At 71.8% G+C, this 25,079-nt stretch carries 22 protein-coding genes; 9 read left to right on the forward strand and 13 right to left on the reverse strand.

All coding sequences use genetic code 11. The annotated features are described in order from the left end of the window. Nucleotides 1-953: 953 nt before the first annotated feature. Entirely contained in the window at nucleotides 954-1,265 is a 312-nt protein-coding gene (locus AC07GB_RS13755) for a hypothetical protein (RefSeq protein WP_478844864.1), read from the reverse strand. On the opposite strand from AC07GB_RS13755, the gene AC07GB_RS13760 reads away from it, so the two are divergent. After that, entirely contained in the window at nucleotides 1,252-1,512 is a 261-nt protein-coding gene (locus AC07GB_RS13760) for a hypothetical protein (RefSeq protein ID WP_478844865.1), read from the forward strand. The genes AC07GB_RS13755 and AC07GB_RS13760 overlap by 14 nt on opposite strands. Nucleotides 1,513-2,110: 598 nt before the next feature. Here the strand turns inward: AC07GB_RS13760 and AC07GB_RS13765 are convergent. Then, nucleotides 2,111-2,701 (reverse strand): lytic polysaccharide monooxygenase auxiliary activity family 9 protein, encoded by a 591-nt coding sequence (locus tag AC07GB_RS13765; RefSeq protein ID WP_478844866.1) that lies wholly within the window; start codon nucleotides 2,699-2,701, stop codon nucleotides 2,111-2,113. A 327-nt stretch (nucleotides 2,702-3,028) separates the two neighbouring features. Beyond that, complete coding sequence (locus AC07GB_RS13770; RefSeq protein WP_478844867.1) at nucleotides 3,029-3,856, reverse strand: hypothetical protein; 828 nt, start codon at nucleotides 3,854-3,856, stop codon at nucleotides 3,029-3,031. 200 nt (nucleotides 3,857-4,056) lie between these two features. On the opposite strand from AC07GB_RS13770, the gene AC07GB_RS13775 reads away from it, so the two are divergent. Next, nucleotides 4,057-4,896, forward strand: coding sequence for a hypothetical protein (locus tag AC07GB_RS13775; RefSeq protein WP_478844869.1), 840 nt, complete (start codon nucleotides 4,057-4,059; stop codon nucleotides 4,894-4,896). On the opposite strand, the gene AC07GB_RS13780 is transcribed toward AC07GB_RS13775, so the two are convergent. Continuing rightward, entirely contained in the window at nucleotides 4,893-5,510 is a 618-nt protein-coding gene (locus tag AC07GB_RS13780) for a TetR/AcrR family transcriptional regulator (RefSeq protein ID WP_478844870.1), read from the reverse strand. The two genes, AC07GB_RS13775 and AC07GB_RS13780, sit on opposite strands and share 4 nt — an antisense overlap. 91 nt (nucleotides 5,511-5,601) lie before the next feature. Between AC07GB_RS13780 and AC07GB_RS13785 the strand changes: the two genes are divergently transcribed. After that, nucleotides 5,602-6,081: a DUF4345 domain-containing protein gene (locus AC07GB_RS13785; protein WP_478844871.1), complete on the forward strand. Its 480-nt coding sequence runs from the start codon at nucleotides 5,602-5,604 to the stop codon at nucleotides 6,079-6,081. Between the two features lie 216 nt (nucleotides 6,082-6,297). Here AC07GB_RS13785 and AC07GB_RS13790 read toward each other — a convergent pair whose 3' ends face one another. The 9 genes from AC07GB_RS13790 to fabG form a co-directional block, all read right to left on the reverse strand. Then, nucleotides 6,298-7,620, reverse strand: a complete 1,323-nt coding sequence (locus tag AC07GB_RS13790) for a protoporphyrinogen/coproporphyrinogen oxidase (RefSeq protein ID WP_478844873.1) — start codon at nucleotides 7,618-7,620, stop codon at nucleotides 6,298-6,300. After that, the gene (locus AC07GB_RS13795) at nucleotides 7,610-8,548 is read right to left on the reverse strand and encodes an alpha/beta hydrolase family protein (RefSeq protein ID WP_478844875.1); all 939 of its coding nucleotides are present in this window, start codon (nucleotides 8,546-8,548) and stop codon (nucleotides 7,610-7,612) included. Before AC07GB_RS13795 ends, AC07GB_RS13790 begins: the two co-directional genes overlap by 11 nt. A 52-nt stretch (nucleotides 8,549-8,600) precedes the next feature. Further along, nucleotides 8,601-10,097 (reverse strand): coproporphyrinogen-III oxidase family protein, encoded by a 1,497-nt coding sequence (locus tag AC07GB_RS13800; RefSeq protein ID WP_478844877.1) that lies wholly within the window; start codon nucleotides 10,095-10,097, stop codon nucleotides 8,601-8,603. Beyond that, a complete protein-coding gene (locus tag AC07GB_RS13805) occupies nucleotides 10,094-11,263 on the reverse strand; it encodes a beta-ketoacyl-ACP synthase 3 (RefSeq protein ID WP_478844879.1) in 1,170 nt (389 codons plus the stop codon). Before AC07GB_RS13805 ends, AC07GB_RS13800 begins: the two co-directional genes overlap by 4 nt. A gap of 170 nt (nucleotides 11,264-11,433) precedes the next feature. After that, nucleotides 11,434-12,507 carry a ScbA/BarX family gamma-butyrolactone biosynthesis protein gene (locus AC07GB_RS13810; protein ID WP_478844881.1) on the reverse strand — a complete coding sequence of 358 codons (1,074 nt, stop codon included), beginning with the start codon at nucleotides 12,505-12,507 and terminating at the stop codon, nucleotides 11,434-11,436. Then, nucleotides 12,504-13,391, reverse strand: a complete 888-nt coding sequence (locus tag AC07GB_RS13815; RefSeq protein WP_478844883.1) for an SDR family oxidoreductase — start codon at nucleotides 13,389-13,391, stop codon at nucleotides 12,504-12,506. Before AC07GB_RS13815 ends, AC07GB_RS13810 begins: the two co-directional genes overlap by 4 nt. Then, nucleotides 13,388-14,611: a beta-ketoacyl-[acyl-carrier-protein] synthase family protein gene (locus AC07GB_RS13820; protein ID WP_478844885.1), complete on the reverse strand. Its 1,224-nt coding sequence runs from the start codon at nucleotides 14,609-14,611 to the stop codon at nucleotides 13,388-13,390. The genes AC07GB_RS13815 and AC07GB_RS13820 overlap by 4 nt, the downstream gene beginning before the upstream one ends. After that, the gene (locus AC07GB_RS13825; protein WP_478844887.1) at nucleotides 14,611-14,865 is read right to left on the reverse strand and encodes an acyl carrier protein; all 255 of its coding nucleotides are present in this window, start codon (nucleotides 14,863-14,865) and stop codon (nucleotides 14,611-14,613) included. Before AC07GB_RS13825 ends, AC07GB_RS13820 begins: the two co-directional genes overlap by 1 nt. Nucleotides 14,866-14,981: 116 nt before the next feature. Beyond that, nucleotides 14,982-15,773: a 3-oxoacyl-ACP reductase FabG gene (gene fabG / locus AC07GB_RS13830; protein ID WP_478844889.1), complete on the reverse strand. Its 792-nt coding sequence runs from the start codon at nucleotides 15,771-15,773 to the stop codon at nucleotides 14,982-14,984. Between the two features lie 214 nt (nucleotides 15,774-15,987). On the opposite strand from fabG, the gene AC07GB_RS13835 reads away from it, so the two are divergent. From AC07GB_RS13835 to AC07GB_RS13860, 6 genes are all read left to right on the forward strand, one after another. After that, on the forward strand, nucleotides 15,988-16,773 hold the full coding sequence (locus tag AC07GB_RS13835; protein ID WP_478844890.1) for an enoyl-CoA hydratase/isomerase family protein: 786 nt from the start codon (nucleotides 15,988-15,990) through the stop codon (nucleotides 16,771-16,773). A gap of 1,293 nt (nucleotides 16,774-18,066) precedes the next feature. Then, nucleotides 18,067-19,542, forward strand: coding sequence for a sugar transferase (locus AC07GB_RS13840; protein WP_478844891.1), 1,476 nt, complete (start codon nucleotides 18,067-18,069; stop codon nucleotides 19,540-19,542). Between the two features lie 73 nt (nucleotides 19,543-19,615). Then, nucleotides 19,616-20,932: a nucleotide sugar dehydrogenase gene (locus AC07GB_RS13845; protein WP_478844893.1), complete on the forward strand. Its 1,317-nt coding sequence runs from the start codon at nucleotides 19,616-19,618 to the stop codon at nucleotides 20,930-20,932. Continuing rightward, nucleotides 20,922-22,187 carry a glycosyltransferase family 4 protein gene (locus AC07GB_RS13850; protein ID WP_478844895.1) on the forward strand — a complete coding sequence of 422 codons (1,266 nt, stop codon included), beginning with the start codon at nucleotides 20,922-20,924 and terminating at the stop codon, nucleotides 22,185-22,187. Before AC07GB_RS13845 ends, AC07GB_RS13850 begins: the two co-directional genes overlap by 11 nt. After that, the gene (locus AC07GB_RS13855) at nucleotides 22,184-23,551 is read left to right on the forward strand and encodes a Wzz/FepE/Etk N-terminal domain-containing protein (protein WP_478844897.1); all 1,368 of its coding nucleotides are present in this window, start codon (nucleotides 22,184-22,186) and stop codon (nucleotides 23,549-23,551) included. The genes AC07GB_RS13850 and AC07GB_RS13855 overlap by 4 nt, the downstream gene beginning before the upstream one ends. Continuing rightward, nucleotides 23,548-25,077 carry a Wzz/FepE/Etk N-terminal domain-containing protein gene (locus AC07GB_RS13860; protein ID WP_478844899.1) on the forward strand — a complete coding sequence of 510 codons (1,530 nt, stop codon included), beginning with the start codon at nucleotides 23,548-23,550 and terminating at the stop codon, nucleotides 25,075-25,077. The genes AC07GB_RS13855 and AC07GB_RS13860 overlap by 4 nt, the downstream gene beginning before the upstream one ends. Nucleotides 25,078-25,079 lie beyond the last annotated feature (2 nt).

Raw genomic sequence — 25,079 nt, forward strand, 5'->3', positions numbered from 1 at the left:
AACCACCCCAAAGCAACAACCCAAAAGAGAGAGAAGCAGCAGAAACCAACAAACGCACAATAGAACCGGTGGCCTTTGGGCCCTCCGGGGGGGACCCCCCCCCCCCCCACCCCACGTCTACTCACACCCCGCCCGCCCCCCTGCATCAACACGGCGGCATAAGCGCCCAGACGCCGCGGACCCGTCCACCACGCCGAACACCGCCACCTACACCGCCCCATCCACGCCCGCCCAAACCACCACAGCGCCAGCCACCGACAACACCTCACACTCCCGCAGACACTCGACGAGCCGCAGCGCGTGGATCGCCACGAGCTGACGGGCCTGCAGGGGAACGCGTGTCCCCCAATCCCACGTCCCCCAAGGTCCGCCCGGCCGCCAGATGCGTCACCAGGAGAGAGGGAGACACGCAATGCGTAGCGGTCGCATCAGCCGGGGAGCCGGAATGCCGGTCCCCACAAGCAAGGTCAGCGCGTAGGCCTCCCTGTTCAACCAGTCCGCAGCATGCCCCGTGGGGGCGAAAGGCCGCAGCACCAGATATCGAGTGCCTCCGTCCCATGTGCGAATAGCCAGCCTGCACACGCCAGCGGTGGTGCCACCATGCAGTGCCTGGGCTCTGACGAACCGTTCACCGACCTTCAGGTGCCGGTTCACCCAAGCCAGCGTCAGCGGAGGGACCAGGGCTGCCCCACCGTGGTCGCCCACCATGCCACCTCATCACCCCAGGACAGCAGCACGCACAGAACATTCTCAAGTACGCAACCCACTCCTGGGCAGCAGCGCAGACCCAGATACAGGCACATCGACCCGAGAACGGACCCGGTCAGCGAAGAACCGCCCAACAACCGCGCCAGCCACGAAGACAGCGAAGCCCACGCCCGCCAGGCCCGCAGACGCGTCCGCCACCTCGTGCAGGTGGACCACGCCCCAGTCGTTCACGACCCCCTCCCCCGTCAGCGCGCAGAACGCGACGAGGCCGGGGATAGTCCGGGGCCGGGCAGCGCCAGGAGTGGGCCGGAGATTTCCGCCGCTCGTTCCGCCCGTCCCGGTTCGGATGCCAGGTCGGTCGACGCCCACGCCGCCACCGCGCACGGGGCCACCACGGTGACGGCGACGTGCGGGCCGATGCCCACGCCCGTCGACGCCGCGAATCCGCCGACGCCCGCCCCCACGATGCCGCCGAGGCTGAACATCGCGTGGAGGCCGCCGCGCACCGGCCGCGCGTAGGCCCGCTCGGCCAGGAACCCCTGGGTGTTCATCGCCACGTCGACGGTGGTGCTTCCGCGCCCGAACACCGCCAGAGCGAGCCCTGGTCAGCGCCGCCAGGTGCACGGCCATGCCCGCGCGGAGCAGCGTACGGCTGCCGTCTGCCGGGCCGCCAAGCCGACCACCAGCGGCAGGCCGGCGAAGGCCCCGTCGCTCAGGCCCGCCAACGCCGTAGCCAACTGCCCCGCGGAGAGGACGAGCCAGTCCTGGACGCAGGCGGCCCAGGTGGCGATGCGACGCCTGTGACGGAGAAGTCCGCGCTCGCGGCCAGCCGCATCGTTCGCAGACACGCCGCGGGGTGGGAGGAGCCTCGGGTCGGAGAGGGCGTGTCCAGGGTTTTCAGGGGTGAGGGCTCCGACCGGTTCAGTGGTGTCGCATCCGAATTCCCTGCCCCCAGCGCGTACGAGACCTTTTCTAGGACGCTTAGGACCCTACGGGGTTTCGGTCGACCCGTGCCGTACCAGCGCGGGCAGGGGAACCTGCCCCCTGTCAGAACCTTGTGGCAGGCATCGGCGAACGATCGTATGGCGCGCTCCTCGTTCGGAAGGCCCCAGGAGCCCCCGGGGCGGCGTGACCTCAGTTTCACGGCAGCCCCGTCGTGTCGGAGGGCCGCAGTCTCGGTCCGGCAGCCGAGGCCCCGGTGGTGCGTAGCGAACCGGCTGCGGTTGCCCGCGCTCGATGCCGGGGCCCTTGGCGTACACCCCCTTTGCGAGCGCTACGCGGAAGTGAAGTCGAGGGCGGTCAGGCGTGGCCCTTCCGCTGGTGAGGGGGGCCGTGGTTCCAAACCCTCAGCAGCGCGCGGCAGGGCAGGGCCGCGCGCTTGGGCTGACCCGGCTGCGGTCCGTCAGAAGCGCACGTCGGAGCAGGCGTAGAAGGCGTTGCCGGTGTCGGCGATGGTCCAGACGCCGAGGATGAGGTGTCGGCCGGTCTTCTGGGGCAGGACGCCGCTGTGGGTGACGGTGGAGCCGGGCAGGCGGCCGCCGAAGGCCACGGTGAGGAACGGCTGCGGGTCCAGGTCGGCCCTGGTCAGTGGCTTGGTGGAGTCCCAGCCGTCCTTGGTGATGTAGTAGCGGAAGTCGGTGGTGGAGTGGCGGGCGGTGATCCGCCAGACGAAGGTGTGGCTCTGGCCCGCGGTCAGGCTGGTGGCCGGCCAGTTCCCGCCGCGCGGGTCGTCCAGCTCGTGGAAGCGCCCGATGCCGCCCGAGCAGATGTGTCCGTCGGCGGGCCCGCGCGCGGGGAAGCCCTTGGGCCCCTCGACGCTCGGCGGCTCCCACTGGATCTGCCCGCAGTTTCGGACGGTGCCGTTGCCGCACAACTGCTGGCGGCTGACGGGCGAGTCGGTGTAGCCGTGGCTCTGGGCGCTGCCGCTGGTGGCGAGCACGGCCGAGCCGGCGAGGCCGAGGCTCAGGAGTAATGAGGTGAACTTCTTGCGCATGGGGCGCTCCCGTGGTCCGGGGTTGCGGGTGGGGGGGGACGCGCACCTCGGATGCGCTGCCGGAGCGAACAGTGAGGGCAGGGCGGCAGCACGGAATCAACCGGAGGGCACACGTCCGACGCGGTCTAGACCAAGTCCGAGAGTAGCCCCGAGGGCTTCGTCATGTCCATACCAATCGCGCACCCTCAGGACGCGTTGAGCAATTCCGAGCCCTCAGAGCGCCCGCGCCACCTTGCCCCCTCTGGTAGCTGCTGGGTGGAGGAGCCACCCCCGGGCGCACGCCAGTCCGGCCGCGCAGGAGGAACGTGCTCAGCCAGGCAGCTCGGGTTACGCGGAGGGGTGCGCGAGTGACGCCGTCACGACCACCGGCGCCAATCGCCCCGCCTCGCGCAGCGCCTCAGCGGTCATCTCCACGAGCCACACCGCCAGATCCGGCGACCACTCCCGCGTGGCACAGCCGAATCGGATCACCTCGCGCATTCCCTGGGTGTGCGTCATCCCGCCGAGATCGAGGCCCAGGCCCGCGAGTTCGCCGCCCGGCACGGGGGCGGAGACGCCCACCGTCCCCCGCGCCCTTTCCCGTACCGCCTCGCGGAGGGCCGCCGCGTCGTCCTCGGCCGGTCCGCCCTCGCCGGGGCGGCAGGAGATGGTCACCACCACCTCGTGCCGGGCGTCCGGATCGGCCAGGTCGAACCACGGCGCCAGCTCGACCTGGTGGAAGGCCGTGTCGCGCTCGGTCGCCTGCAACGGCAGCAGGGCGTGCAGGCCGGTGAACGTGACCGCGCCCACGCGCGTCAGCGTCTCGGACAGCACCTGGGCGATCGGCCGCACAGGAAGCCCCGGACGCGGAGGGTCGAGGTGGACCCCCGCCGCCAGCCACGCCAGTTGGCGCACCTCGCCGTCCTGCGTCCAGTCGCCGCCGACCTCCTCGTGAGCCCACGCGGTGGGCTCATGGCTGGCCGTGACCTCACCGCCCTCGTGCAGCAAGCCGCTCACGGTCCGCCAGCCGCAGGAACCGGCCCGGTCGACGGCGAGAAACAGGAGGTCCTCCTCGACGGAGCCCTCGGCGTCGGCATCCCGCGTCACCACCCGGTCGAACCAAGGATGCCGCTGAAGAGTCCCATGCAGGCCGACGACGACGGTGGAGGAAAACACAGGCAGGCACTCCCGGGAGAAAAGCGGACGGTGCCGGAAGATTACTCTCCCGGCTTCACCTCGACCGTTGAGCACAGACCGCGGCCCCAGCTTCGCCGCGATCCTGCGGCATCCCGACGGCGCCCCCCCCCGGGCCGTTACCGTGCCCTGCCGCCGCAGCCACCCGACAGCAGCCTCGCCCTCGCCGATGCCCCGAGCCCATGGCCCAGTACACCCACGCGGCCAGGGCTCCCACTGCCGCGTCATACTCCTCGTACGTCACGACGTACGTCTCGAAGTACGTCACGAGGTACGTCGCGACGTACGTCACGAAGTGCGTATCGACCATCGATGTGGGCACCGGAGGGGATGGCATGAAGTGGCTGCGGAAAGGCGGCGGACGGGCGCCCGGGGGCGCGGGGCCGGTCCCGCTGCACGGCGTGTCCAAGACGGACAAGCCCATGACCGTGGCCGGCAGGCCTGCCCCGGGGCCGGTGGGCGCGGGCGCACCCGTGCTCCAGCGGCTCACCGGCGACGGCAGCCGGGTGGGGGAACTCACGAGCGGTACGGGACCGGTCATCCTCGGCATCACTCACCACGGCCCCGGCCACTTCGTGGTGGACGCCCTGGACGACCGGATGCGTTCGGGAAGCCAACTCGTCTATGCGGACGGCCCCTTCGCGTGCCGTCATCTGGTCAACGCTGACGACCGTCCGGTGCGCGCGCTGCGGGTCCAGGCGGACGGCCCATGGACGGTGGAGGCGACGGGCCTGGACGACGCCGTAGTCCTCGAAGGTCACGCGGAGCGCCCCGCCTCGGACGTCCTGCGCTACGAGGGAGGCCCTGCCATCGCCCACCTGCGCTACGCGGGCACCCCCCGCTCCTCCGACGGCGGCTACTTCCTCGCCGACACCTTCGAGCCCGACGGCTCCGGCTTCCTCGACGAACTGGCCAACCACGTCGGCCGGTGGACGGGAGAGGTCCCGCTCCCCGGGCCGTGCCTGGTGTACGCGCGGTCGGACGGGCCCTGGTCGATCAGTGTCCGGGCCATGGGCGGCTAGGGCTGACCCCCACTCCAGTCGGGTGCCGGGTCCTCCGTGAGCAGGGGCCGGAGGGCGCCGATGACCGCTCCGACGCATACGTCGCGCAACTCGGTGCGGGTGCAGGTCTCGTGGGTGAGCCAGTCGACGCAGAGCACCTGGACGAAGACCAGCCAGCTCTTCAGGACGGCGGACACGGCGTCGCGGGCGTTCTCGTCCGCGAGGGGAAGTACGTCCAGCAGGCGTGCGCGGAGGGCGTCCAGCTCGTTGGACATGATCGTCTGGATTACGGGGTCGCCCGCGAGGACCCGGTTCGCGGCGAGGACGGCGTGGCGGTTCGCCACGAAGTAGTCGAGGTGGACGTCCATGCCCTGGATGAGCTGCTCCACCAGGGAGTCGGAGCGGTCGAGTCGCGTCCGGGCGAGCAGTTGGTCCGCCGCCTGCTGGTAGACGGCCGCGAAGAGGGCGTGCTTGCTGGGGAAATGGCGGTAGAGCAAGGCCCGGGAGACGCCGGCCTCTTCGGCCACCTCCTCCATCAGCACGTCGGCGTACGGGCGTGCGGCGAAGAGCCGGGCGCCGACGGCAAGGAGCTGGGCGCGGCGGTCCTCGGGGGCGAGGCGCTGGCGGGGAGGCATGAGAGGAAGCTTAGTTGACAGGGGTCTACTGGCGCGTCACTGTAGTAGACACACGTCAACTAAGCTCCGTTCGGAACAGCTTGGAGGGATTGTGACCAGGGCTCTGCGCACACTCACGCAGCTGATGGGCTGGGCCTGCGTGGCGATCGGCCTGTTCCACGCGCTGCTCGGCAACGCGGCGCTCCCCGGGGCCGGTTCCGCCGGCGCGACGGTCGACAGCTGGGGCCGTTTCATGGGGGCCAGCTTCGTCGGCTACGGACTGGCCTGGCTCTGGGCCGCGCGGCAACGTCCGATCCCGGCTCAGGCGGTGCGGTGGCTGGCTGGTGTCTTCCTCCTTGGCGGTATGGCCCGGCTGCTCTCGCTCGCGGTGCACGGCTGGCCGCAAGGGTTCCAGATCGTGCTGGCTGTCATCGAGCTGGGCCTGCCGCCGGTCTTCTTCTGGCTGGCCGGCGCGGAGGAAGCGGAGGGGCGGGGCCTGTCCGGTGGTCTCACATCCGTGGGCGGGCGGGAGGAATCCGCCGCTCCGCAGGTGCCGACGTGCGCGTGCTCCCGGGCCAATCCCCTTCAGTGAGTCCGGTGTTCACGTGCGGAGGCCCGGCGCGGTGAAGCAACTGGAGACGACAAGATCCAGGTCCTGCTGAACGAGGGCGAAGTCGACGGCGGCGAAGGCAACGACATCTGCCGCGTCAACGAAGGTTTCGTGACCAACTGCAACCCCTAGCGACCTGCAACCCCCAGCGACCGTCGTCGCTCCACCGAGGCCACGTCCTCCGCGGCCTCGTGCGGGTCATCCCGGGCCGTCGAGACGGTGCAGCAGCCGGTCCGTGCGCTCCTCGGCGCCGCGGAAGCACGCCTCGATGGAGGCACCTCGTACGTAGTCGCCGGTCAGGGCCAGTCCCGGCAGTGCGGCGGTGAGGGCGTCCACGGTGGACAGGGTGCGGGTGTGGGAGGGGGCGTAGGCGCACAGGCCGTGCTCCCAGCGTGCGGTGACCGCGTCCAGGCGCTTGGGGCCTTCGAGGTCGAGGTGGGCGCCGAGGCGCCGCTCGGCGAGGGCGACGAGTTCCTCGTCGTCGCCGGGCAGGGCGCGGGCCGCCCGGCCGCTGAAGGTGTAGCGGACGAGGTGTCGGTCCGTCATGCCGTAGGCACCCGCGTTGCTGAGGGGGCTGTCCGGAGGGAAGGTCAGCGCGCGGACCTGCTCGTCGAAGACCGGGCGGCTGTACTCGGCGACGACGACCGAGACCGGGAAGTAGCGGACGCGGCCGAGGTGTCGGGCGAGTTCCTCGCGGTGTTCCCGCACCAGCGCGGCGGCGTGCGGGGCGGGCACGGCGAGGACCACGGCGTCGGCCTCCTCCTCGGAGGGCGTGCCGTCGGGCGTGCGGAGGCGTACGCCGGTGACACGTCCGGCGGTGACGCGCACTGCCGTGACCCGGGTGGCGGTGCGGGTCTCCACCTGGGCGGCGAAGGCGTGCAGGAGCGGGTCGAAGCCGTCGGTGAGCTGGTCGAAGCCGTCCAGGAGCATGCCGATGTTGGTGCCCAAGGTGGACAGGTGCGTCTCCTCCGGCTCGGCGCCGTTCATGCGGATCACGGCCGGGCGGATCAGGCGCTCCCGCAGGCGCGCGCCGAAGAAGTCGGAGAGGGTGGGGTCGCCGGTGCGCGCGGCGTAGCGTTCGATGTCGGGCCCGGACAGGAAGGCGTTGGCGCGGTCGCGCCGGACGTAGTACGCGAGGCGGAGGATCCGGGCCAGATCGCGCGGGGGCACGCCGCGCAGCAGCCCGTACAGCGCGGCCGCCTTGTTGGTGCTGTCGGTGGTGCGCACGCGGCCGTCCTCGACGCGCGAGGAGTTGATGCCGAAGTGCTCGTAGGCCACTTCGTCGGCGCCGAGTTCAGCGGCGAAGGCACGGAAGCGGCTGTACTTGCGGCCGATGTTCTTGCCACCGAGGGTGATCGCGCGGGAGCCGACGCGGGCGGTGGCGGAGCGGCCGCCGAGGGTGGTGTGATCGTCGAGGAGGAGGGGGCGGGCGCCCGCGCGGCGCAGGTTCCAGGCGGCGGCCAGGCCCGACCAGCCGCCGCCGACGACGATCACGCGGGCGCCGGAGCGCTCAGTGCTCATCCGTGGTGCTCCTCCCCTTGGCCTTGACGGTCTCGCCGACCCACTGGGCGAGGTGCGCGCAGAGGCCGGCGTGGTAGCGGACCCAGCGGAAGTGGTCGATCGGCTTCCCGCCGGCGGCCTCGCTGGTGTAGTCCCACTCGTCCAGGGCGCAGCGCGGGACCTTGGACAGCAGGTGGCGCCGGGAGCCCGCCGGGGCGAGCTGGTCGCCGCGGACGCCGATGGCGAGGACCGGGTGGGTGAGGTCGCGCAGGGCCCGCTCGTAGTCGACGGTACTGCCCTGGGGCCGGTAGTCGCCGGTGCGTCCCTGTCGGGCCCAGTCGCGCATGACGCCGGCGGCCTCCGTGCCGCCGAAGCCGAAGCGTTTGCCGGGCCAGTAGCCGACCACGGTGGCCAGCGCGGCGAAGAGCTGACCGGCGACGAGGTTGCGCAGGGCGCGCGGGCCGCCGAAGCCCCGGTACCAGACGGACCCGCTGGCGACCAGGGCGATCGCGTCGACGTCGGCGGGGTGGTTCGCGGCGTACAGCAGGGCGAGTTGGCCGCCCAGGCTGTGGCCGACCAGGATCACGGGCCGGTCGGGCAGTTCGCGCCGGACGGTCCCGAGGAGGGCGGGCAGGTCCTCCTCGAGCAGTTCGCGGTAGCCGAAGCGGACGCCGCGCGCGACGCGGGGGACGGATTCGCCGTGGCCGCGCTGATCGGCGACGACCACGGTCAGACCCTCCTTGTGCAGTGCCCGTACGAAGGGCAGATAGAAGCGGGCGGAGGCTCCCATGGCCGGCAGCACCACCGCGACGGGCGCGGTGGGGTCCTCGTGGCGCAGGACGCGCGCCGCCAGGGTCACTCCGGGAGCGGACTCGATCCGGGCCAGCAGGGGCGGCGGGGCGCTCTGCTTCTTCGGCCGCGCCGCCGGGTCCGGGGTCTCGCCGTTCATGTGGCGCTCCTTTCGACGGAGAAGGCGACATCGGGGACGGCGCGGCGGGGCGTTACTTCATCAGCCTCGGGTACTCCGCGTCGTGCTCCTTGATGTAGAGGGTCTCGGCGGTGACCTCGAAGCGGTTCTCGCTGTCGAAGTCCTGGCGGGCTTCGGTGAGGTGGTCCATCAGCACTTCGCCCTTGGTGTTGAGCGTGTGGCGAAGGTAGTCGGTCTGGAGGTTGCCGTGCCAGATGACACCCAGCTTGTTGACGGTGAACCGGTCGCCCTCGTCCTCGATGACGCCGGCGGCGAGGTGTCCGTCGAGCACGGCACGGACCCGTTCGAAGGCCGCCTCGTCGACCTGGGCCGCGTAGTCGGCCAGGAGTTCCTTGTCGAGGGACTTGTAGCGGGGGAACATCACCATGATCCGGTCGAGGACGCCCTCGTGGCCGATGGACTGGAGGGTCTCGGTGGAGGTGCCCTGTTCGTCGACGTTGCGCTGCCAGTCGTCCACCTTCTCGGGGTTGATCGACACCATGTCGCGGAGGTTGCCGCGGGCCGCGCAGCCGATGCCGATGATGTCCTGGCGGGCGCAGTGGGCGGTCTGGTACTGGGACCGCTCCGGGCGCTTGGACCAGGTCTCGGCGATGGTGTTGTGGTAGCCCGCTTCGGTCAGGGCGTCGTAGAGGTGCTCGCGCATGGCCAGCAGCTGCCACGGGCTGCCCGGCTGTTCGACCCGGCCGTCCATGATGAGCTTGTGCAGGGGCCGGTAGGGCAGGTAGATCGTGGTGAAGAGGTCGATCTCGGTGGGGTCGTAGCAGTCCAGCAGCTCGGCCAGCTCGGCCTGGAACCCTTCGAGGGTCTGACCGGGCAGGTCGTACATCATGTCCACGCAGGTGTCGGCGGTGTAGCCGATGTCCCGCATCCGGTTGAAGATCGCGTCGACGTCCTCGCGCGTGTCGAGGCGGCCGATCTTGCGGTGGATCTTCTCGTTGAGCGTCTCGATGCCGAAGGTGACCCGGTCCCAGCCGTGGTCGCGCAGGACCTCCAGGAGGCCGGGGCGGCGCAGGGTGCGGGGCTCTCCGGTGAAGCTCTTCTCGATCGTGTCGAAGTTCGGGACGACCTTGCGCAGGTGGTCGCTCAGGCGCTCCACCGCGGACACGGGCAGCGTCGATGGGCTGCCGCCGCCGACGTAGATGGCGCTGAACTCCCGGGCCTGTACGTACGGTTGCCGCATGTACCAGTCGATCTCCTTGATGAGGTAGTCGGTGTACCGCTCAAGGCGCTCGGAGTCCTGCTTGGGGTAGTGGAACCGGTTGAAGTTGCAGTAGTGGCAGAACGACTTGCAGTACGGAACATGGATGTACATCATGATCCGGTCGTTCAGGTTGCCACCCGGGTCTTGCAGGCTGCGGATGTTCTCGACGACTTTCTCGCGCGGCACCTGGTGCCAGTCCATCGTGGCGAAGTTCGGCATGATGTAGTGCGAGACCGTCATGACGCCGTCGAAGGGGACGGGGCGGGTGGGGTTGTCCCCCAGGTAGTAGCGCTCTGTTCGTGAACTCACCTCTGGCACGGGGTGTCTCCCTGGTCGCTCGGGTTGGCTGTGTGCGTCTGCGTGTGTGTCTGCGTCTGCGTCTGCGTCTGCGTGCGGTCGTGCTCGTACGTGTACGTGTGTGTCTCGGGGCGGTGCGTGTGGTGGTGCTGCGGGGTGTCCGGCTTCCAGCGCAGGAATCCGGCGCCCCAGACGAAGCCCGCGCCGAAGGCCGCCATGACGACCCGAGCCCCGGCGGGCAGCCGGCCGCGCTCGCGGGCCTGCCACAGGGCGTGCGGAATGGAGGCGGAGGAGGTGTTGCCGACGGAGTCGACCGCGATCTCCACGCGTGACTCCGGAAGGCCCAGTTCGGCGGCGACCGCCTGGAGGATCCGCGCGTTGGCCTGGTGGCCGATGAACAGGTCCACGTCGTCCGGGCCGATCCCACCGGCGCCCAACACCTTGCGGGTCTGCTCGGCCATGTTGTCCACGGCGAACTCGAAGACCTCGCCGCCCTCCATGCGCAGGAGGCGCTCGTCCTGGTCCGCGTGGAGCAGTTCGGTGTGGCGGCCGTCGGAGCCGAGCAGGAAGACGGGGCGTTCGGCGGTGGGGTGGGCGGTGACCACCACGGCGCCCGCCGCGTCGCCGAACAGGACAGCGGTCGAGCGGTCGCCGTGGTCGGTGATGCGGGACAGGGCCTCCGCTGCGCAGACCAGTACGCAGCCGGCGCGGCCGGTCTCGATCAGCGCGCAGGCGTGGTCGAGGGCGTAGACGAAGCCCGAGCAGGCCGCGTTGAGGTCGACGGCGGGCGGCCCTTCGGTGCCCAGGCGTGCGGCGAGTTCCGGGGCGAGGCCGGGGGTGATCCGGTCCGGGGTCATGGTGGAGACGAGGACGTGGTCGACCTCGTGGGGATGGCGTCCCGCGTCGGCGAGCGCCTCGCGCGCGGCGCGCTCCGCGAGATCGGCGAGGGTCTCGCCGGGGCCGAGCCAGTACCGGGTGCGGATGCCGGTGCGGCGGGTGATCCAGGCGTCGGTGGTGTCCAGGGGCAGGAAGTGGTCGTTGCCGATGGCGCGGGAGGGCAGGGCGGCGCCGACTCCGCTCAGGACGGGGCTCGGGACGTGGTTCCTGCCTGGGGACGGGGCTGGGGCCGTGCTCGGGGCCGGCGCTGGGGTCGTGCTCGGGGCCGGCGCTGGGGTCACGGTCGCGCCCGGGGCCAGCGCTCGGGCCGTGGTCGCGCTCGGGGCCGGCGTCGCGCCCGGGGCCTGCGCTGGGGCCGTGGTCGCGCCCGGGGCCGGCGCTGGGGGCGTGGTCGCGCCCGGGTGGTCGGCCGCACTTGCTGCCGGGCTGCCGGTCGAGTTCGCCGCTGCGGTCATGGCGCCTCCCCCGGGTCCGCTCCGGGTTCCGTGCCGTGCGCGGTCGGCGGGGCCTTGTCCGCGGGCGGGGGCTCGGGGCGCGCGGCGTCGTCGAGGGGCGTGGCGAAGTCCGGGGGCATGGCGAAGTCCGGTTGCGTGGTGAACTCGACCTCGACCGTCCCGATGACGCGATCGCCCTGCTCGACCGTCACGCGTACGCCCGCCGCGCCCTCGGGCCTCCCCCGGCACCACAGGGGCGGCCCGTGTTCGGCGAACTCCCTGAAGTCGGCGCGGCAGGCGGTGGCCACGAGCGCGGTGACGGGTAAGCCGCTCGCGTGTGTCCTGGTCAGCAGTGCGCACTGCCGGGCCGCCTCGACCAGGAGCATGCCCGGGAGATGGTCCAGCGGGTGGTCGAAGAAGACGGGGTCGGCCGGGTCCGGGACGATGCGCGCGAGCGTCTCGTGGCCCCGGCGGCGGGTTCGGCCGAGCAGGACATTGCGAGGGTCGCCGCGGCCCACGAGGGCCGGTGCGCAGCGGGGCGGAGGCGTGGTGGCGGGCCCCGGCGCGGGCGCGGGGTCGGCGCGCAGGTCGGAGTAGGTGTCGGCGGGCACGAAGCGCAGGGCGCCGGAGAAGCGTGCCGCCTCCTTCCCGTCGACGCGGCAGTGTGCCACCCCCTCCAGCGCGCGCAGGGTTCCGCTCCGGCTGCGCCTGCTGCGGTCGATGTGGAGTTCGACCTCGAGGTCGGTGGGGGCGGGGCCGATGCGCAGGGCGGGCAGGTGGGTGATCTCCACGGCCAGGCCGCCCAGCACGAACTGGGCGTCCAGGGGCACGCCCAGGAGTTCGTGGGTCATGGCCTCGACGGTCTGCCGGGCCGCTTCGGCCACCAGCAGCAGGTCGTAGTACGGGATGTGGGTGTCGTTGAAGTACCGGTGGCAGCGCGGGAGTTGGGCGACTCCGAGGAGCCGGTCGTCGCGGCGCGCGACGGCAGTGGTGAGGACGTGTTCGACGGCGTGCTTGTGTACCAGTTGGCGGCGTACGCCCTGGTCCGCGGTCAGCGGCGTGGTGGCGTCCCGGGGGGCGGTGGTGGTCACGGTGCCTCCTGTCGCTCCGCGGAGGCAGGCGGCGCCCCGGCTTCCGTGGCGGCGGGCAGGGCGGCGGCCGACGGGGCAGCGGCCGGCGGGGCGGCGGCCGCGCCCATGCCGACGCAGCGCATGCCTCCGTCCGCGTGGAGCACCTCGCCCGTGATCCCCCGGGCCAGTTCGGACAGGAGGAACAGCACCGGTCCTGTGACCACGTCGGCGGCTGCCGTCGTGCTGTCCCAGCCCAGCGGGGCCTCCTCGCGCCAGCGGCGGTCCAGGGCGTCGAAGGTGCTGACGCCGCGCCCGGATACGGTCTCGACGGGCCCGGTGGCCACCAGGTTGACGCGGATTCCGGTGGGGCCGAGGTACAGGGCGAGGTAGCGGCAGACGGATTCGAGGGCGGCCTTGGAGACGCCCATCCAGTCGTAGCCGGGCCAGGCGCGGGTGCCGTCGAAGTCGATGCCCACGACGCTGCCCGGGGTCGCGCCGCGTTCGAGGAGCGGGGTGAGTGCCGTGGTCAGGGCGTGGAGGGAGAGGGCGCTGGTGCGCAGGGCGTGTTCGGCGTCGGCGGCGGAGGTGGTGAGGAAGCCGCCGCCGATCGCGCCGGGCGGGGCGCCCGCGATGGCGTGGACCACGCCGTCCAGCTCCGGCCACCGGTCCGCGACGGCCTCGGCGAGGGCGGGGAAGTCCTGCGGGCGCCGGGCGTCGAGGGCCAGGGTCTCGGCGGGCTTGGGCAGTTGGGCCGCGGCCAGTTCGGTGATGCGGCTGCTGCGTCCGTAGCCGGTCAGGAGGACGTCGGCGCCGGCCGTCTGGAGGGCGCGGGCGATGTGCCAGGCGATGGAGTCGCTGGTGAGGACGCCGGTGACCAGGTGGCGCCGGCCGGTCAGGTCGATCATGGGCCGGTCTCCCGTGCGGGGGTGCGCAGCACGAGCACCGCGTTGTGGCCGCCGAATCCGAAGGCGGTGGACAGCGCGGTCAGGCGTCCGTCGGGGCCGGGGCGCAGGGGGCGGGACCGCGTGAGGTGGGTCAGCGGCCCCAGCTCGGGATCGGGGGTGCGCAGGCCCGCGGTCGGTGGTGCCTCGCGGTGGTGCAGGGCCATGACGGTGGCGACGGCCTCCACGGCGCCGGCCGCTCCCAGGAGGTGTCCGACGGCGGACTTGGTGGAGGACAGCGGGATGCTCTCCAGGGCGGGTCCGAGGCTGCGGCGCAGGGCGGTGACCTCGGCGCTGTCGTTGAGGGCGGTGCCGGTGCCATGGGCGTTGATGTAGTGGACGTCCTGCGGGGCGACGCCCGCGTCGGTCAGGGCCAGGGTGACGGCCCGGGCCGCCGATATGCCCTCGGGGTGGGGCGCGGTCAGGTGGTGGGCGTCGCTGGTGGCGCCGTAGCCGGCCAGTTCGGCGAGGACGGCCGCCCCTCTGTTCCGCGCCGCTTCGGCCTCTTCGAGGATGAGGATTCCGGCCCCCTCCCCCAGCAGGAATCCGTCGCGGTCCCGGTCGAAGGGCACCGACGTCCCGCTCGGTGAGAGGGCTCCGGCGTTGAGGAAGGCGGCCCGGACGATCTCCGAGGTCGCGGCCTCCGCGCCGCCGACCACGACCGCGTCCGCCTCGCCGGACCGGATCATGCGCAGGCCGGAGCCGATGGCCTGGGCGCCGGCCGAGCAGGCCGAGATCACGCAGTGGCTCTCGCCGCGCAGGCCGAAGCGCAGGGCGATCTGGGCCGCGGCGGCGTTGGCCATCATCATGGGCACCATGAGCGGGGAGACGGCCTCCTGGCCTTCCTTGTCGAGGACGGTGAGCTGTTCCTCGAAGGTCTCGAGGCCGCCCACCCCGGACCCCACGACGCAGGCGGTCCGCTCGGGGGCGTGGGGCGGGGTGTCGCCCCAGCCGGCCGCGGCGACGGCTTCGGCGGCGGCCACCAGGGCGAACTGCGAGAAGCGGTCGGTCCTGCGGGCTTCCCTGCGGGTCAGTACGGAGGCCGGGGAGAAGTCGGTGCAGCGGCCCTCGCCGCCGGTGAGTGCCCTCTCGCCGGCGACGGCCCGGTCGTGCAGCACCGCGGCTCCGGTGCCGAGCGCGGTCACCGCCCCGACTCCGGTGACGACGGCCTCGCGAGGGGCCATCACAGGCCCGCGGTGGCGAACATGACGTCGAGCGCCTCGCCCACCGTCTTGACGCCGTCCATGTCCTTGGGGCGCACCTGGACGCCGAATCGCTTCTTCACGCCTTGGCCCAGCTCCACCAGGTCCAGCGAGTCGATTTCGAGGTCCTCGAAGGAGACGTCCATGGTGATGGCGTCGGGGTCTGCGCCGAAGTCCTCCAGCGCTTCGACGACGAACTCCGTCAGGGACTCACGGGTGGCGGCGGTGGTGGTCATGGGGTGATCTCCAATCGAGGCAGTGCGCCCGGGCAGGGCAGCGGGAGGGAAGGGCGCCGGGCGGGCACGGCGCGTCGGGGCGGCGCCCCGGGACGGCGGGCGGGCACCGACGACTGTCAATCGTGGACCGCGCCGGGAAGGAAGGCCGCGGCGGAGAGTCCTCCGTCGACGGTGAGGGTGGTTCCCGTCACGTAGGCGGCCTCGGCCGAGGCCAGGAAGCTCACGCAGGCCGCGATCTCGGCGGGTCGGGCTGCCCGCCGCACCGGGATCGCCGTGCGGGCCGAACGTCTCAGGAACTCGACGTCACGCACCAGTTCGGTCTCGACGAGACCAGGGGCCACCGCGTTGACGGTGATGCCGCGGCGGGCCACTTCGACGGCCACCGACCTGGTCAGGCCCTCCAGGCCCGCTTTGGCCGCCGCGTAGTTGGCCACGCCTGGCAGGGACCGGCCGCCGAGCACGGAACCGATGTTGACGATCCGGCCGAAGCGCGCCTTCACCATGCCCGGAAGGGCCCTGCGCACGGTCCGGTAGACGGAATTCAGGTTGGTGTCCAACACCGCATTCCAGTCGGCCGGTTCCATGGCGGAGAAGACCTGATCGGACCGGATCCCGGCATTGTTAATCAATACCGTGACGGGCCCGAAGGCGGATTCAGCGGAATCGAATATGCTCTCCACTTCGCCGGGGACGGTGACGTCGGCCCGTACGGCGAGCGCCTTGCCGCCGACCTGCTCGATCGCCTCGACGGTGCGGTGGGCGGCGGCCTCGTCCGCGCGATAGCCGACCACGACGGGTCTGCCGGTGACGGCGAGTGAGCGGGCGATGGCCGCGCCGATCCCGCGCGACGCGCCCGTCACCAGAGAACAGCTTTCGTCAGGTGGACGTAATGAAGCGACGTTCGGCATGCAACCCCCGTGGAACATCGCGTGCCAAGAACCGATGTAAAGAGATGCACACCGGCGGTCTAGGGCGATGCTAGGACATCGACCTCGAAATGTCACCGCTATTACGTGGCCTTGTGAGCGCCCTTGAGTAGATCTACGCTGCCCTGCCATGGAAATGAGTTCGGCGGCCGAATCCTCACATTCCTCAAACTCCTCATCCGTCACCACGCCCCTCGTGCCTGTCTCCCGGCGGGGGCACACGGCCGTGGTGACGCTCGACCGTCCTGACGCCGGCAACGCGATGAACCTCGAACTGCTGGTCCAGCTGGCCACGGCGCTGCGGTCCTTGGCGGCCGGTCCGGAGCCGCGCGGTGTCCTCATCACGGGCTCGGGGCGGGCCTTCTGTCTCGGCGGCGACCTGCGCGCCTACCACCAGGCCATGTCGGACCCGGGATTCGACCCCGTGGCCTACGGCGATCGGCTGACCGGGCTGCTGTCCGAAGTGGTGCTGACCGTACGCTCCCTGGGCTGTCCCGTCCTGGCCGCGGTCAACGGGCAGGCGGCGGGCGCGGGGTTCTCGCTCGCCCTCGCCTGCGACCTGCGCATCGCCTCGCGCCGGGCGTCCTTCCACTTCGCCTACGGCGCCATCGGGGCGTCCACGGACGCCGGCATGGCCTGGTTCCTGCCCCGCGTGGTCGGGCACGCCCGCGCGTTGGAACTGCTTCTTGAGCAGCCCGTGCTGCGCCCCGCGCAGGCCCTTGAGGAGGGTCTGGTCAGTGCGGTCGTCGAGCCCGCGGAACTGGTGGACGCGGGGCTGCGCAGGCTGGAGGAGCTGGCGCAGGCCGCGCCGCACGCCGTCCGCAGCGCCAAGCGGCTCCTTGACCGGAGCCTGTCGACCGGCCTGGCGGAGCACCTCGAACTGGAGCGCGCCGACTTCGCCGCGGGGGTGGCCTCGCGCGACATGCGGCATGGGGTCGCGTCGCTTCTCGACGGGGAGTGGCCCGAGTTCCGGGGTGAGTGACCTCGCTTCCGGTGGGTCACCTCTGCGGTCCGCAGAGCCGCGCAACACCACGCGTGGCGGCAATCTCCGGGGTCCGGAAAGGCTGCCGTACAGGGGGCATTGTTATCTGTACGTGCGCGGGCGGGCGGAGGGGGCGGACCGAGGGGGAATAACCGCGGTACGAGGGAAGCCGAGTGCCTGACGCCATTCCCGTAAACTCCCTGGGCAGCCGGTCAGTATCGGCCCTCCCTCCTCTCGGGGATACCGCCGGATTCGGTCACTTCCTCGGCAACCAAACGACACCCTGATATCGGGTGAGCTTCGGTCCGAGACTTTCCGTCATTCCCCGTTCAGTTCTCGTCCTCAAGGGTGTTCGTGCTCGCAGGTAATGCATCGACCAGGGCACGGCGAGTGTTTCTCGTGACCACCGCCATTTTCGGCCTCGGGTCCGCGACCATAAACGACTCTGCTCCTTCACACTCGCCTGTCGCCCAGCGGGCCTTGACCGTTACGCAAGCGCCCTTGGGCGTGCCGCCGAAATGCCCACATGATCCAGTCAGGCGTCTCGCGGTCCGGTGCGACCGGCCCGCCCGCCCCGGACGGGCACGGCAGGGCAGCCGTCGCTGAACTGACCTCCCCAGTCGGGCCGTTGCCGCTCGCCGGTCGCTTCCGCGCAGCGGTCGGCCGGGCCCGGCACGCCTCCCCGGTACCCCCGCCGCAGTGCGTCCGGAGGGCACAGAACAAGGCTAATGTGCCCGTGCCATGACGCCTCGGGGGCGCCGGTGCGGGCATCCCGAAAACTCTCGTCACCACAGGTCAAACGGCACTTCTCCCTCGCTGAAGCACCCTCCGGAGGGCACCGATCCGTGGGTCTGGCATCAAAGCTTGAGCACAAATTGAACACATCCCCTCTCCATATCGGCCCCGATGGTCTAAGTTGACCGTGCTTCAGCTCTTCGGGGCGCGAGGCGACCAGAATGATCTTTGGGTCCGATGGTGTGGACGGCCGGTGGGCACGTCCTCCGCGTCAGATGTGGAGGTGATCAATTCAGGGGCCCTCAAGGGGGCCTCGGGTGCGGGGAGCACCCGAGGTTTCAACGGGTTCCCGCACACCTCGAGAGTCTGGCAGGACAGGCGAGTCCGCTGCCGCCAGGGTGGGTTGTTCAAGTAGCGCTGCAATGGCTGGGATGTCATGCGCGGGGGGCGTGGGCCTCCCATGGGGAGAAACAGCGCGGCGCGGGGGGCGGGGGCTTCCCGGGTGAAAGAACCGTGTCAGTCGAACACGTCGCACCACTGGCGACCTGGGGGGGTCCTGTGCAGGGGGAATTAGTCAACCCATTTCCGTCGGCGCGCGGGCAGCTGGCGAAGGGGGCAATCAGCCAGCCCGCGAGCGACTGGGAGCAGCGGTACAGACGTACCGTGATCATCAGCGATACCGTGGCCACCGCCTTCGTGGTGGCGGCGATCGGCACCTTCTTCGGGGCCCGGGACGCGGCCAACTGGCACGAGAAGTGGGGAATTCTCGCCTTCGGCACCGAACTCCTCGTGCTCGGGGCCCTCGCGGTGAGCCGGTCGTGGGCTCCGGCCGTGCTCGGCCAGGGCGCCGAGGAATTCCGCAGGCTCGGCCGCTCGGTGTTCACGGCGGCCGTCGTACTGGCGCTCGGAGGGATAGCCCTCACCTCGCGCAACATCAAGCTCTGGATCTTCGTCGCGATCCCCGCGATCGGACTCGTCACCATGACGGCGCGGTATCTGCTGCGCCTCCGGCTGCACAAGCAGCGCAAGGAAGGCCGGTGTCTGAGACCGGTGCTCGCGGCCGGGAGCCCGGCCACCTTGCGCGACCTGATCAGCCGGTCCCGCAAGTTCCCGCACCTGGGCTGGCGGGTGGACGCGGTGTGCACGACGGACGGCCTCGAACTTGAAGGTGACCACCTGGACGGAGTGCCCGTCGTCGGCCAACTGGCGGACGTCGCCGAGCACGTCCGGCGCGACGGCTACCGCGTCGTCGCGGTCACACCGGATCCGCACTGGTCACCGGACCGGCTGCAACGCCTCGCCTGGAACCTCGAAGGCAGCGACGCCGAGATGGTCGTGGCCCCCGTCCTGATGGAGGTGGCCGGCCCGCGGCTGCACGTCGACGCGGTGCTCGGGATCCCGCTGCTCCGGGTGAGCATGCCGACCTTCACAGGGGGCCGCCGGGCCATCAAGGGAGTCGTCGACCGGATGGGCGCGGCGATCCTGCTGGTCCTGCTGGCGCCGCTGATGGTGCTCGTCGCCCTGCTCGTCCTGATGGACAGCCGGGGCGGGGCGGTCTACCGTCAGCGCCGGGTCGGCAAGGACGGCCGCGAGTTCACCATCCTCAAGTTCCGCACCATGGTGACCGGAGCCCACGGGGCACGTGCCGAGCTGGCCGGTCTCGACGAGGGCGCGGGGCTGCTGTTCAAGGTCCGCCGGGATCCGCGGGTGACCCGGGTGGGAGCGGTGCTGCGCCGCTACTCGCTCGACGAGCTTCCGCAGCTCTTCAACGTACTCACCGGTTCGATGTCGCTCGTCGGCCCGCGGCCTCCGCTGCCGGAGGAGTCCGCCGCGTACGGACCGGACATCCGGCGGCGACTCCTGGTCAAGCCCGGCCTCACCGGCCTGTGGCAGATCAGCGGGCGCAGCGACCTGCCGTGGGAGGAGGCGGTCCGCCTCGACCTGCGGTACGTGGAGGACTGGTCGCTCGCCCTGGACGCAGTGATCTTGTGGAAGACCCTCCGTGCGGTGGTCTACGGGCAGGGGGCCTATTGATGCGCGGGGGTCGTCGTCCGGCCGACGCGCGGACCGCAGGCCGAAGCGGCCTGCCTGGGGGGAGGAACCAGTCATGAGGGTCAGTGTTTTCGGGCTCGGCTACGTGGGCTGCGTGTCGGCCGCGTGCCTGGCCAGCATGGGCCACGAGGTCATCGGCGTCGACGTGAACCAGGTGAAGGTCGACCTGGTCAACGACGGCAAGGCCCCGGTGGTCGAGGAGCGGATCGGCGAACTCGTCGCCGAGGTCGTGCGCTCGGGGGCGTTACGCGCCACCGGTGACGTCCGCGAGGCGGTCACGGGCAGCGAGGTGTCGCTCGTCTGCGTGGGCACGCCGTCGGAGGCCAACGGCAGTTTGTGCACCACGTACTTGGAGCGGGTCACCGAGGAGATCGGGGCCGCGCTGGCCGAGCGGGGCGGGCGGCACACCGTCGTGTTCCGCAGCACCATGCTCCCGGGCACCTGCCTGAACCTCCTCGTGCCGATCCTGGAGAAGTACGTCGGCGGCACGGCCGGGGTCGACATCGGAGTCGCGGTCAACCCGGAGTTCCTGCGCGAGGGCACCAGCGTGCGGGACTTCTTCGACCCGCCCAAGACGGTCATCGGCGAACTCGACCGGGCGAGCGGTGACGCGGTCATCGCCCTGTACGAGGGCCTGCCCGGCGAGGTGTTCCGGGTGCCGGTCCCCACGGCCGAGGCGATCAAGTACGCGGACAACGCCTTCCACGGCCTCAAGATCGGCTTCGCGAACGAGCTGGGCGCGGTGTGCCAGGCGCTCGGGGTGGACTCGCACGAGGTCATGGACGTGTTCCTCGCCGACCGCAAGCTGAACATCAGCCCCGCCTATCTGCGGCCCGGCTTCGCCTTCGGCGGCTCCTGCCTGCCCAAGGACCTGCGCAGCCTGGTCCACGCGGCGCAGCGGGCCGACGTCTCGGTGCCCATCCTGTCCCATGTGCTGCCCTCCAACTCCGCGCATCTGGAGCGCGCGGTGGAGCTGGTGGAGCGCACCGGGAAGCGCCGGGTGGGGGTGTTCGGTCTCTCCTTCAAACCCGGGACCGACGACCTCCGCGAGAGCCCGCTGGTCGAGCTGGCCGAGAGGCTCTTCGGCAAGGGGTACGACCTGAAGATCCACGACGCGAACGTCAGCCTGTCCCGGCTGATCGGCGCGAACCGCGAGTACATCGAGACCCGCCTTCCGCACCTCGCGCAGCTCCTCGCCGACTCCGTCGACGAGGTGCTCGAACACGCCGAGGTGTGCCTGGTCGGCACCAGGGACCCGGCCGTGCTCGCGGCTCTTCCCCACGGCGAGGGGCCAGTGATCATCGATCTCATCCGTCTTCCCGACGCCGACGCGCGCCGGACCGAACCGGGGTACATGGGCCTTGCTTGGTAACGCAGTCAGCGGCGGCGGGAGAGCCCGGCGCGCGCTGATCCTGGTGGAGAACCTCTCGGTGCCGTTCGACCGGCGGGTGTGGCAGGAGTGCACGACGCTGCGCGACGCGGGCTGGAAGGTGCACGTCATCTGCCCCCAGGGGAGCAAACGGGACACGGAGCGGGAGACGGAGATCGACGGGGTGCGGATCCATCGCTATCCCTTGCGGGCGGCGACAGGCGGTCCGGCCGGCTATCTACGGGAGTACGGAACGGCGTTGTGGCATACGGCCCGCCTCGCCCGCAAGGTCGGCCCGGTCCACGTGGTGCACGCCTGCAACCCGCCCGACCTGCTGTTCCTGCCCGCGCTGTGGCTGAAGCGGCGCGGCGCGCGGTTCGTCTTCGACCAGCACGACCTGGTGCCCGAGCTGTACCTCTCCCGGTTCGGCCGGGGCAAGGACCTGCTCTACCGCGGCGTGTGCGCGCTGGAACGGTTCACCTACCGGGCCGCGGACGTCGTACTCGCCACGAACGAGAGCTACCGGGACGTCGCGGTGCGCCGTGGCGGCCGGCGGCCCGAGGACGTCTTCGTGGTGCGCAGCGCGCCCCAGACCGACCGGTTCCAACCGGTGCCGGCCGAGCGCGAGCTGAAGCGCGGCAAGCCTCATCTGCTGTGCTACCTCGGGGTCATGGGCCCTCAGGACGGCGTCGACTACGCCTTGCGGGCCCTGGCGAAGCTGCGTGACCAGCTCGGGCGGACCGACTGGCACGCGGTGTTCGTCGGCTCCGGTGACGCCTTCGACGCGATGGTGGAGCTGTCCCGGCAGCTCGGGCTCGCCGAGCAGGTGCAGTTCACCGGGCGCGTTCCGGACGCCGACCTGGTGCGTTACCTGTCCACCGCGGACGTGTGCCTCTCCCCCGACCCGCGCAATCCGCTCAACGACGTGTCGACCATGAACAAGGTCCTGGAGTACATGGCGGTGGGCCGGCCGATCGTCTCCTTCGACCTCCGGGAGGCGCGCGTCTCCGCCGGTCACGCCGCCGTCTACGCGCCCGCCAACGACGAGGCCGCGTTCGCCGAACTCATCGCGGCCCTTCTGGACGACCCGGAGAAGCGGGCCCGGATGGGCAAGATCGGCCAGGAGCGGATCAGCGGGCCGCTGTCCTGGCGGAACTCCCAGCGATCGCTGCTCGCCGCCTACGCCGCCGCCTGCCGTGACCGTGCTCCGGTGCCCGCGGGCGACCAGGGCCGGGCCGGGAGGAGGCCGCACCATTGAGCGATGACACGATTCGCCTGGTCACGATCGGGCGGATTCTCCGTCGGCGCCTGCGCCTGCTCGCCGTCCTCGCCGTGGTGGGCGCCCTCGTCGGCTACGGCGTCTCGGTGCTGTTCCCGCCGCGCTACACGGCGTCGGTGTCCGTCCTGCTCCCGGGGCAGTGGGAGGAGCGCGAGCTGCTGACCCAGGCGGAGATCGCGACCAGTTCGGCGGTGGTCGACCGCGCGGCCGCCGCCCTCGACTGGGCGGGCGTCAGCGGCGGCGAGCTGCGGGACCGGGTGAGCGCCAAGGCCTCCGACGGGAACATCATCAAGATCTCGGGTACGGCCGGGAGCCCGGAGCGGGCGCAGCGGCTCTCCGACCAGATGGCCCACCAATTCGTCTCGTTCGCCGCGCGCGTCGCGGGCGACGACACCGCCCCCGACGCGGCCGAGGGGCCCGAGGTACTACGGAAGAAAGTGGCAGAGACCAACCGGCGCATCACCGACCTGGCCAAGGCGGCCGACCCCGGGCGGACCGTGGAGAGCGTGCAGGCCCGCACCGAGCTGGAGAAGCTGCGCACCGCGCTGCAGGACGCCATGAAGAAGCTGGAGGAGGCCGACCCGGCGACCGACAAGGCCGACATGGTCGTCATGGGGCCCGCGCCCCGGCCGGCGGGCGAGGCGCCGCCGACGAGGGTGCAACTCATCGGGGCCGGGGCGCTGTTGTTCTTCCTGGCCGCGGTCATCGGCCATCTCGCCGCCGCGCGGATGAACCGCCGGCTGCGCGCCGAGCCGGAGATCGCCGCGGCCCTCGGCTCCGCGCTGCTCGGCACCGTCGACGTACCGGGACAGCCGTCGGCGCACCGCCCCCAGGGACGTGACCTGCGGGCCTGGACGCGCTGGCTCCTCGGCGTGGACACCCGGTGGGACCTGCCGGCCCCGCGGACGTCCGGTGACGAGGCCAGCAGGCGCGTCCGCAGCCGGCGCGTGTGCGCGCGCCTCCGGGAGAAGCTCCCGGCACCGCGGCGACTCCTTGTCGTCGTACCGGAGGGTGACGAGATCGCCCGCCGGGCGGCCGGGCAGCTCGTGGCCGAGGCCAAGAGCGATCCGCTGCTGCGCGTGGTGGAGGTCTCGGTGTCCCGGCCGATGGTGCCGGACCGCGACACCGAGTCCGGTGTCCTGGTCGTGCTCAGCGCGGGCGCCTTGACCGCGGGGGAACTCGCGGGCATCGCCGGGGCCTGCGCGGACGCGGGACACGAGGTCGTCGGCGTCGTCGTCGCCGACACGGTCCGGGCCCGTCCGACGCGATCCGCGGGGCGTCCTCCGGAGAACGCCACCCTGGCGCTCGCGGTCCGCGGCCACGCGACGGGAGATTCGGTGTGACGACAAGCACGACGTCGGAGTCGTCGGCGGCCACCCCGCTCATCGACCTCCAGGCGCTGGTCGTGGCGGTGCGCAGGCGCCGTCGCCTCTGGTGCTCCCTGGCGCTGATCGGGCTGCTCGCCGGCGCGGCGGTGGCGGTCCTGCGGCCGCCGCCCCCGACCGCGGTGACCAAGGTCCTCGTCGCGCATCAGGAGGACCAGCCCAACGACACCGGAACGCTGATCCGCACCGACGTCGAACTCCTCGGCACCACGCGGATCGCCTCCAAGGCCCTGCAAGCCCTCAAGTCCCCGGAGAAGCCTGAGGACTTCATGCAGGACTACCGGGGCACCGGCTTGACGAACAACCTGCTGCGGATCGATGTGACGGCCGACAGCGACGCGAAAGCGGTGGCCCGGGCCAGGGCGCTGGCCGACGCGTTCGTCACGGATCACGTGCGGCGGCTGCGGGAGGCGGCGAAGGCCGAGGCCACGGCCCTGCTGGCGCAGCGTGACCGCATGCGGAAGGAACTCGCCCAGGTCAACGAGGCGATCGGCGGCCGGTCGCCGGAGAGCGACCCGGAGACGTCCGCGAGCGTCGAGTCGCTCTTCGCCCGCAGGGCCGAACTCAACTCGCGGATCGCCGACTTCGCCCAGCGGGCCGAGGAGGCGCGCGTCGGCACGCCCAAGCTCATCGCCGGTACGCAGATCGTGGACGCCCCGCGCGTGGTGCCGCACTCCCTGCCCAAGGCCGCGGTCACCAACGCCGGGATCGGGCTCGTCCTCGGGCTCGTCCTCGGGCTCGCGGTGGCGGCGGTCGGCACGGTGGTGGCGGACCGTCCCGTGCTGCGCCGGGAGATCGCGGCGAACCTGGGCGCCTCGGTCATCGCGGAGCGGCGCCGCACACCGCGCGGGAGGGTCAGGCTGTGGCAGCCCCGCAGGACGCGTGCGGCCCGCGAACGGCTCACCGCGACTCTGGCCCGCGCCGTGCGCGGCTCCACCGAACCGGTGTCGCTGCTCGAACTGGGCTGTGCGCGCAGTACGAGCGTGATCGCCCTGGACGTCGCGAGGGCGCTGGCGGCGGACGGGCCGGTGGTCGTCGTCGACGGTCTGCCCGGCCCGCAGCTCGCCCGCCTCCGCACGGAGCCGGGCGACCCGGAGGTGGTCAGCGGCGAGGGCGCGGCGGCCGTGGCGCGCCAGACCCGGCGGATCGGCGTCGGCTCGGTGGCGCCCGGCACCGCGTGGACCGACCTCCAGTACCTCGGCGGCCAGACCGTGCTCGTCGTGCGGGCCGGGCACGGCAGCGCCGCGTGGCTGCACACCGTGGCGCGGCAGCTCGCGGACCAGCGCATCCCGGTGATCGGGGTGGTGCTGATCGACCCCGATCCGCGGGACAGGACCGACGGCACGCTGTGGGACGGCCTGCACACCGCGCTGCGCGGCCAACGCGAGCGGCCGGCCCGGCAGAACGGGACGGGCCAGCGGCGGACGGAGCGGTCGTCGATGCCGGCCGCCCGGGTCCCGGACAACGACCAGGAGGCGCGGTAGAT

It is taken from the genome of Streptomyces sp. NPDC045778 (assembly GCF_056431945.1).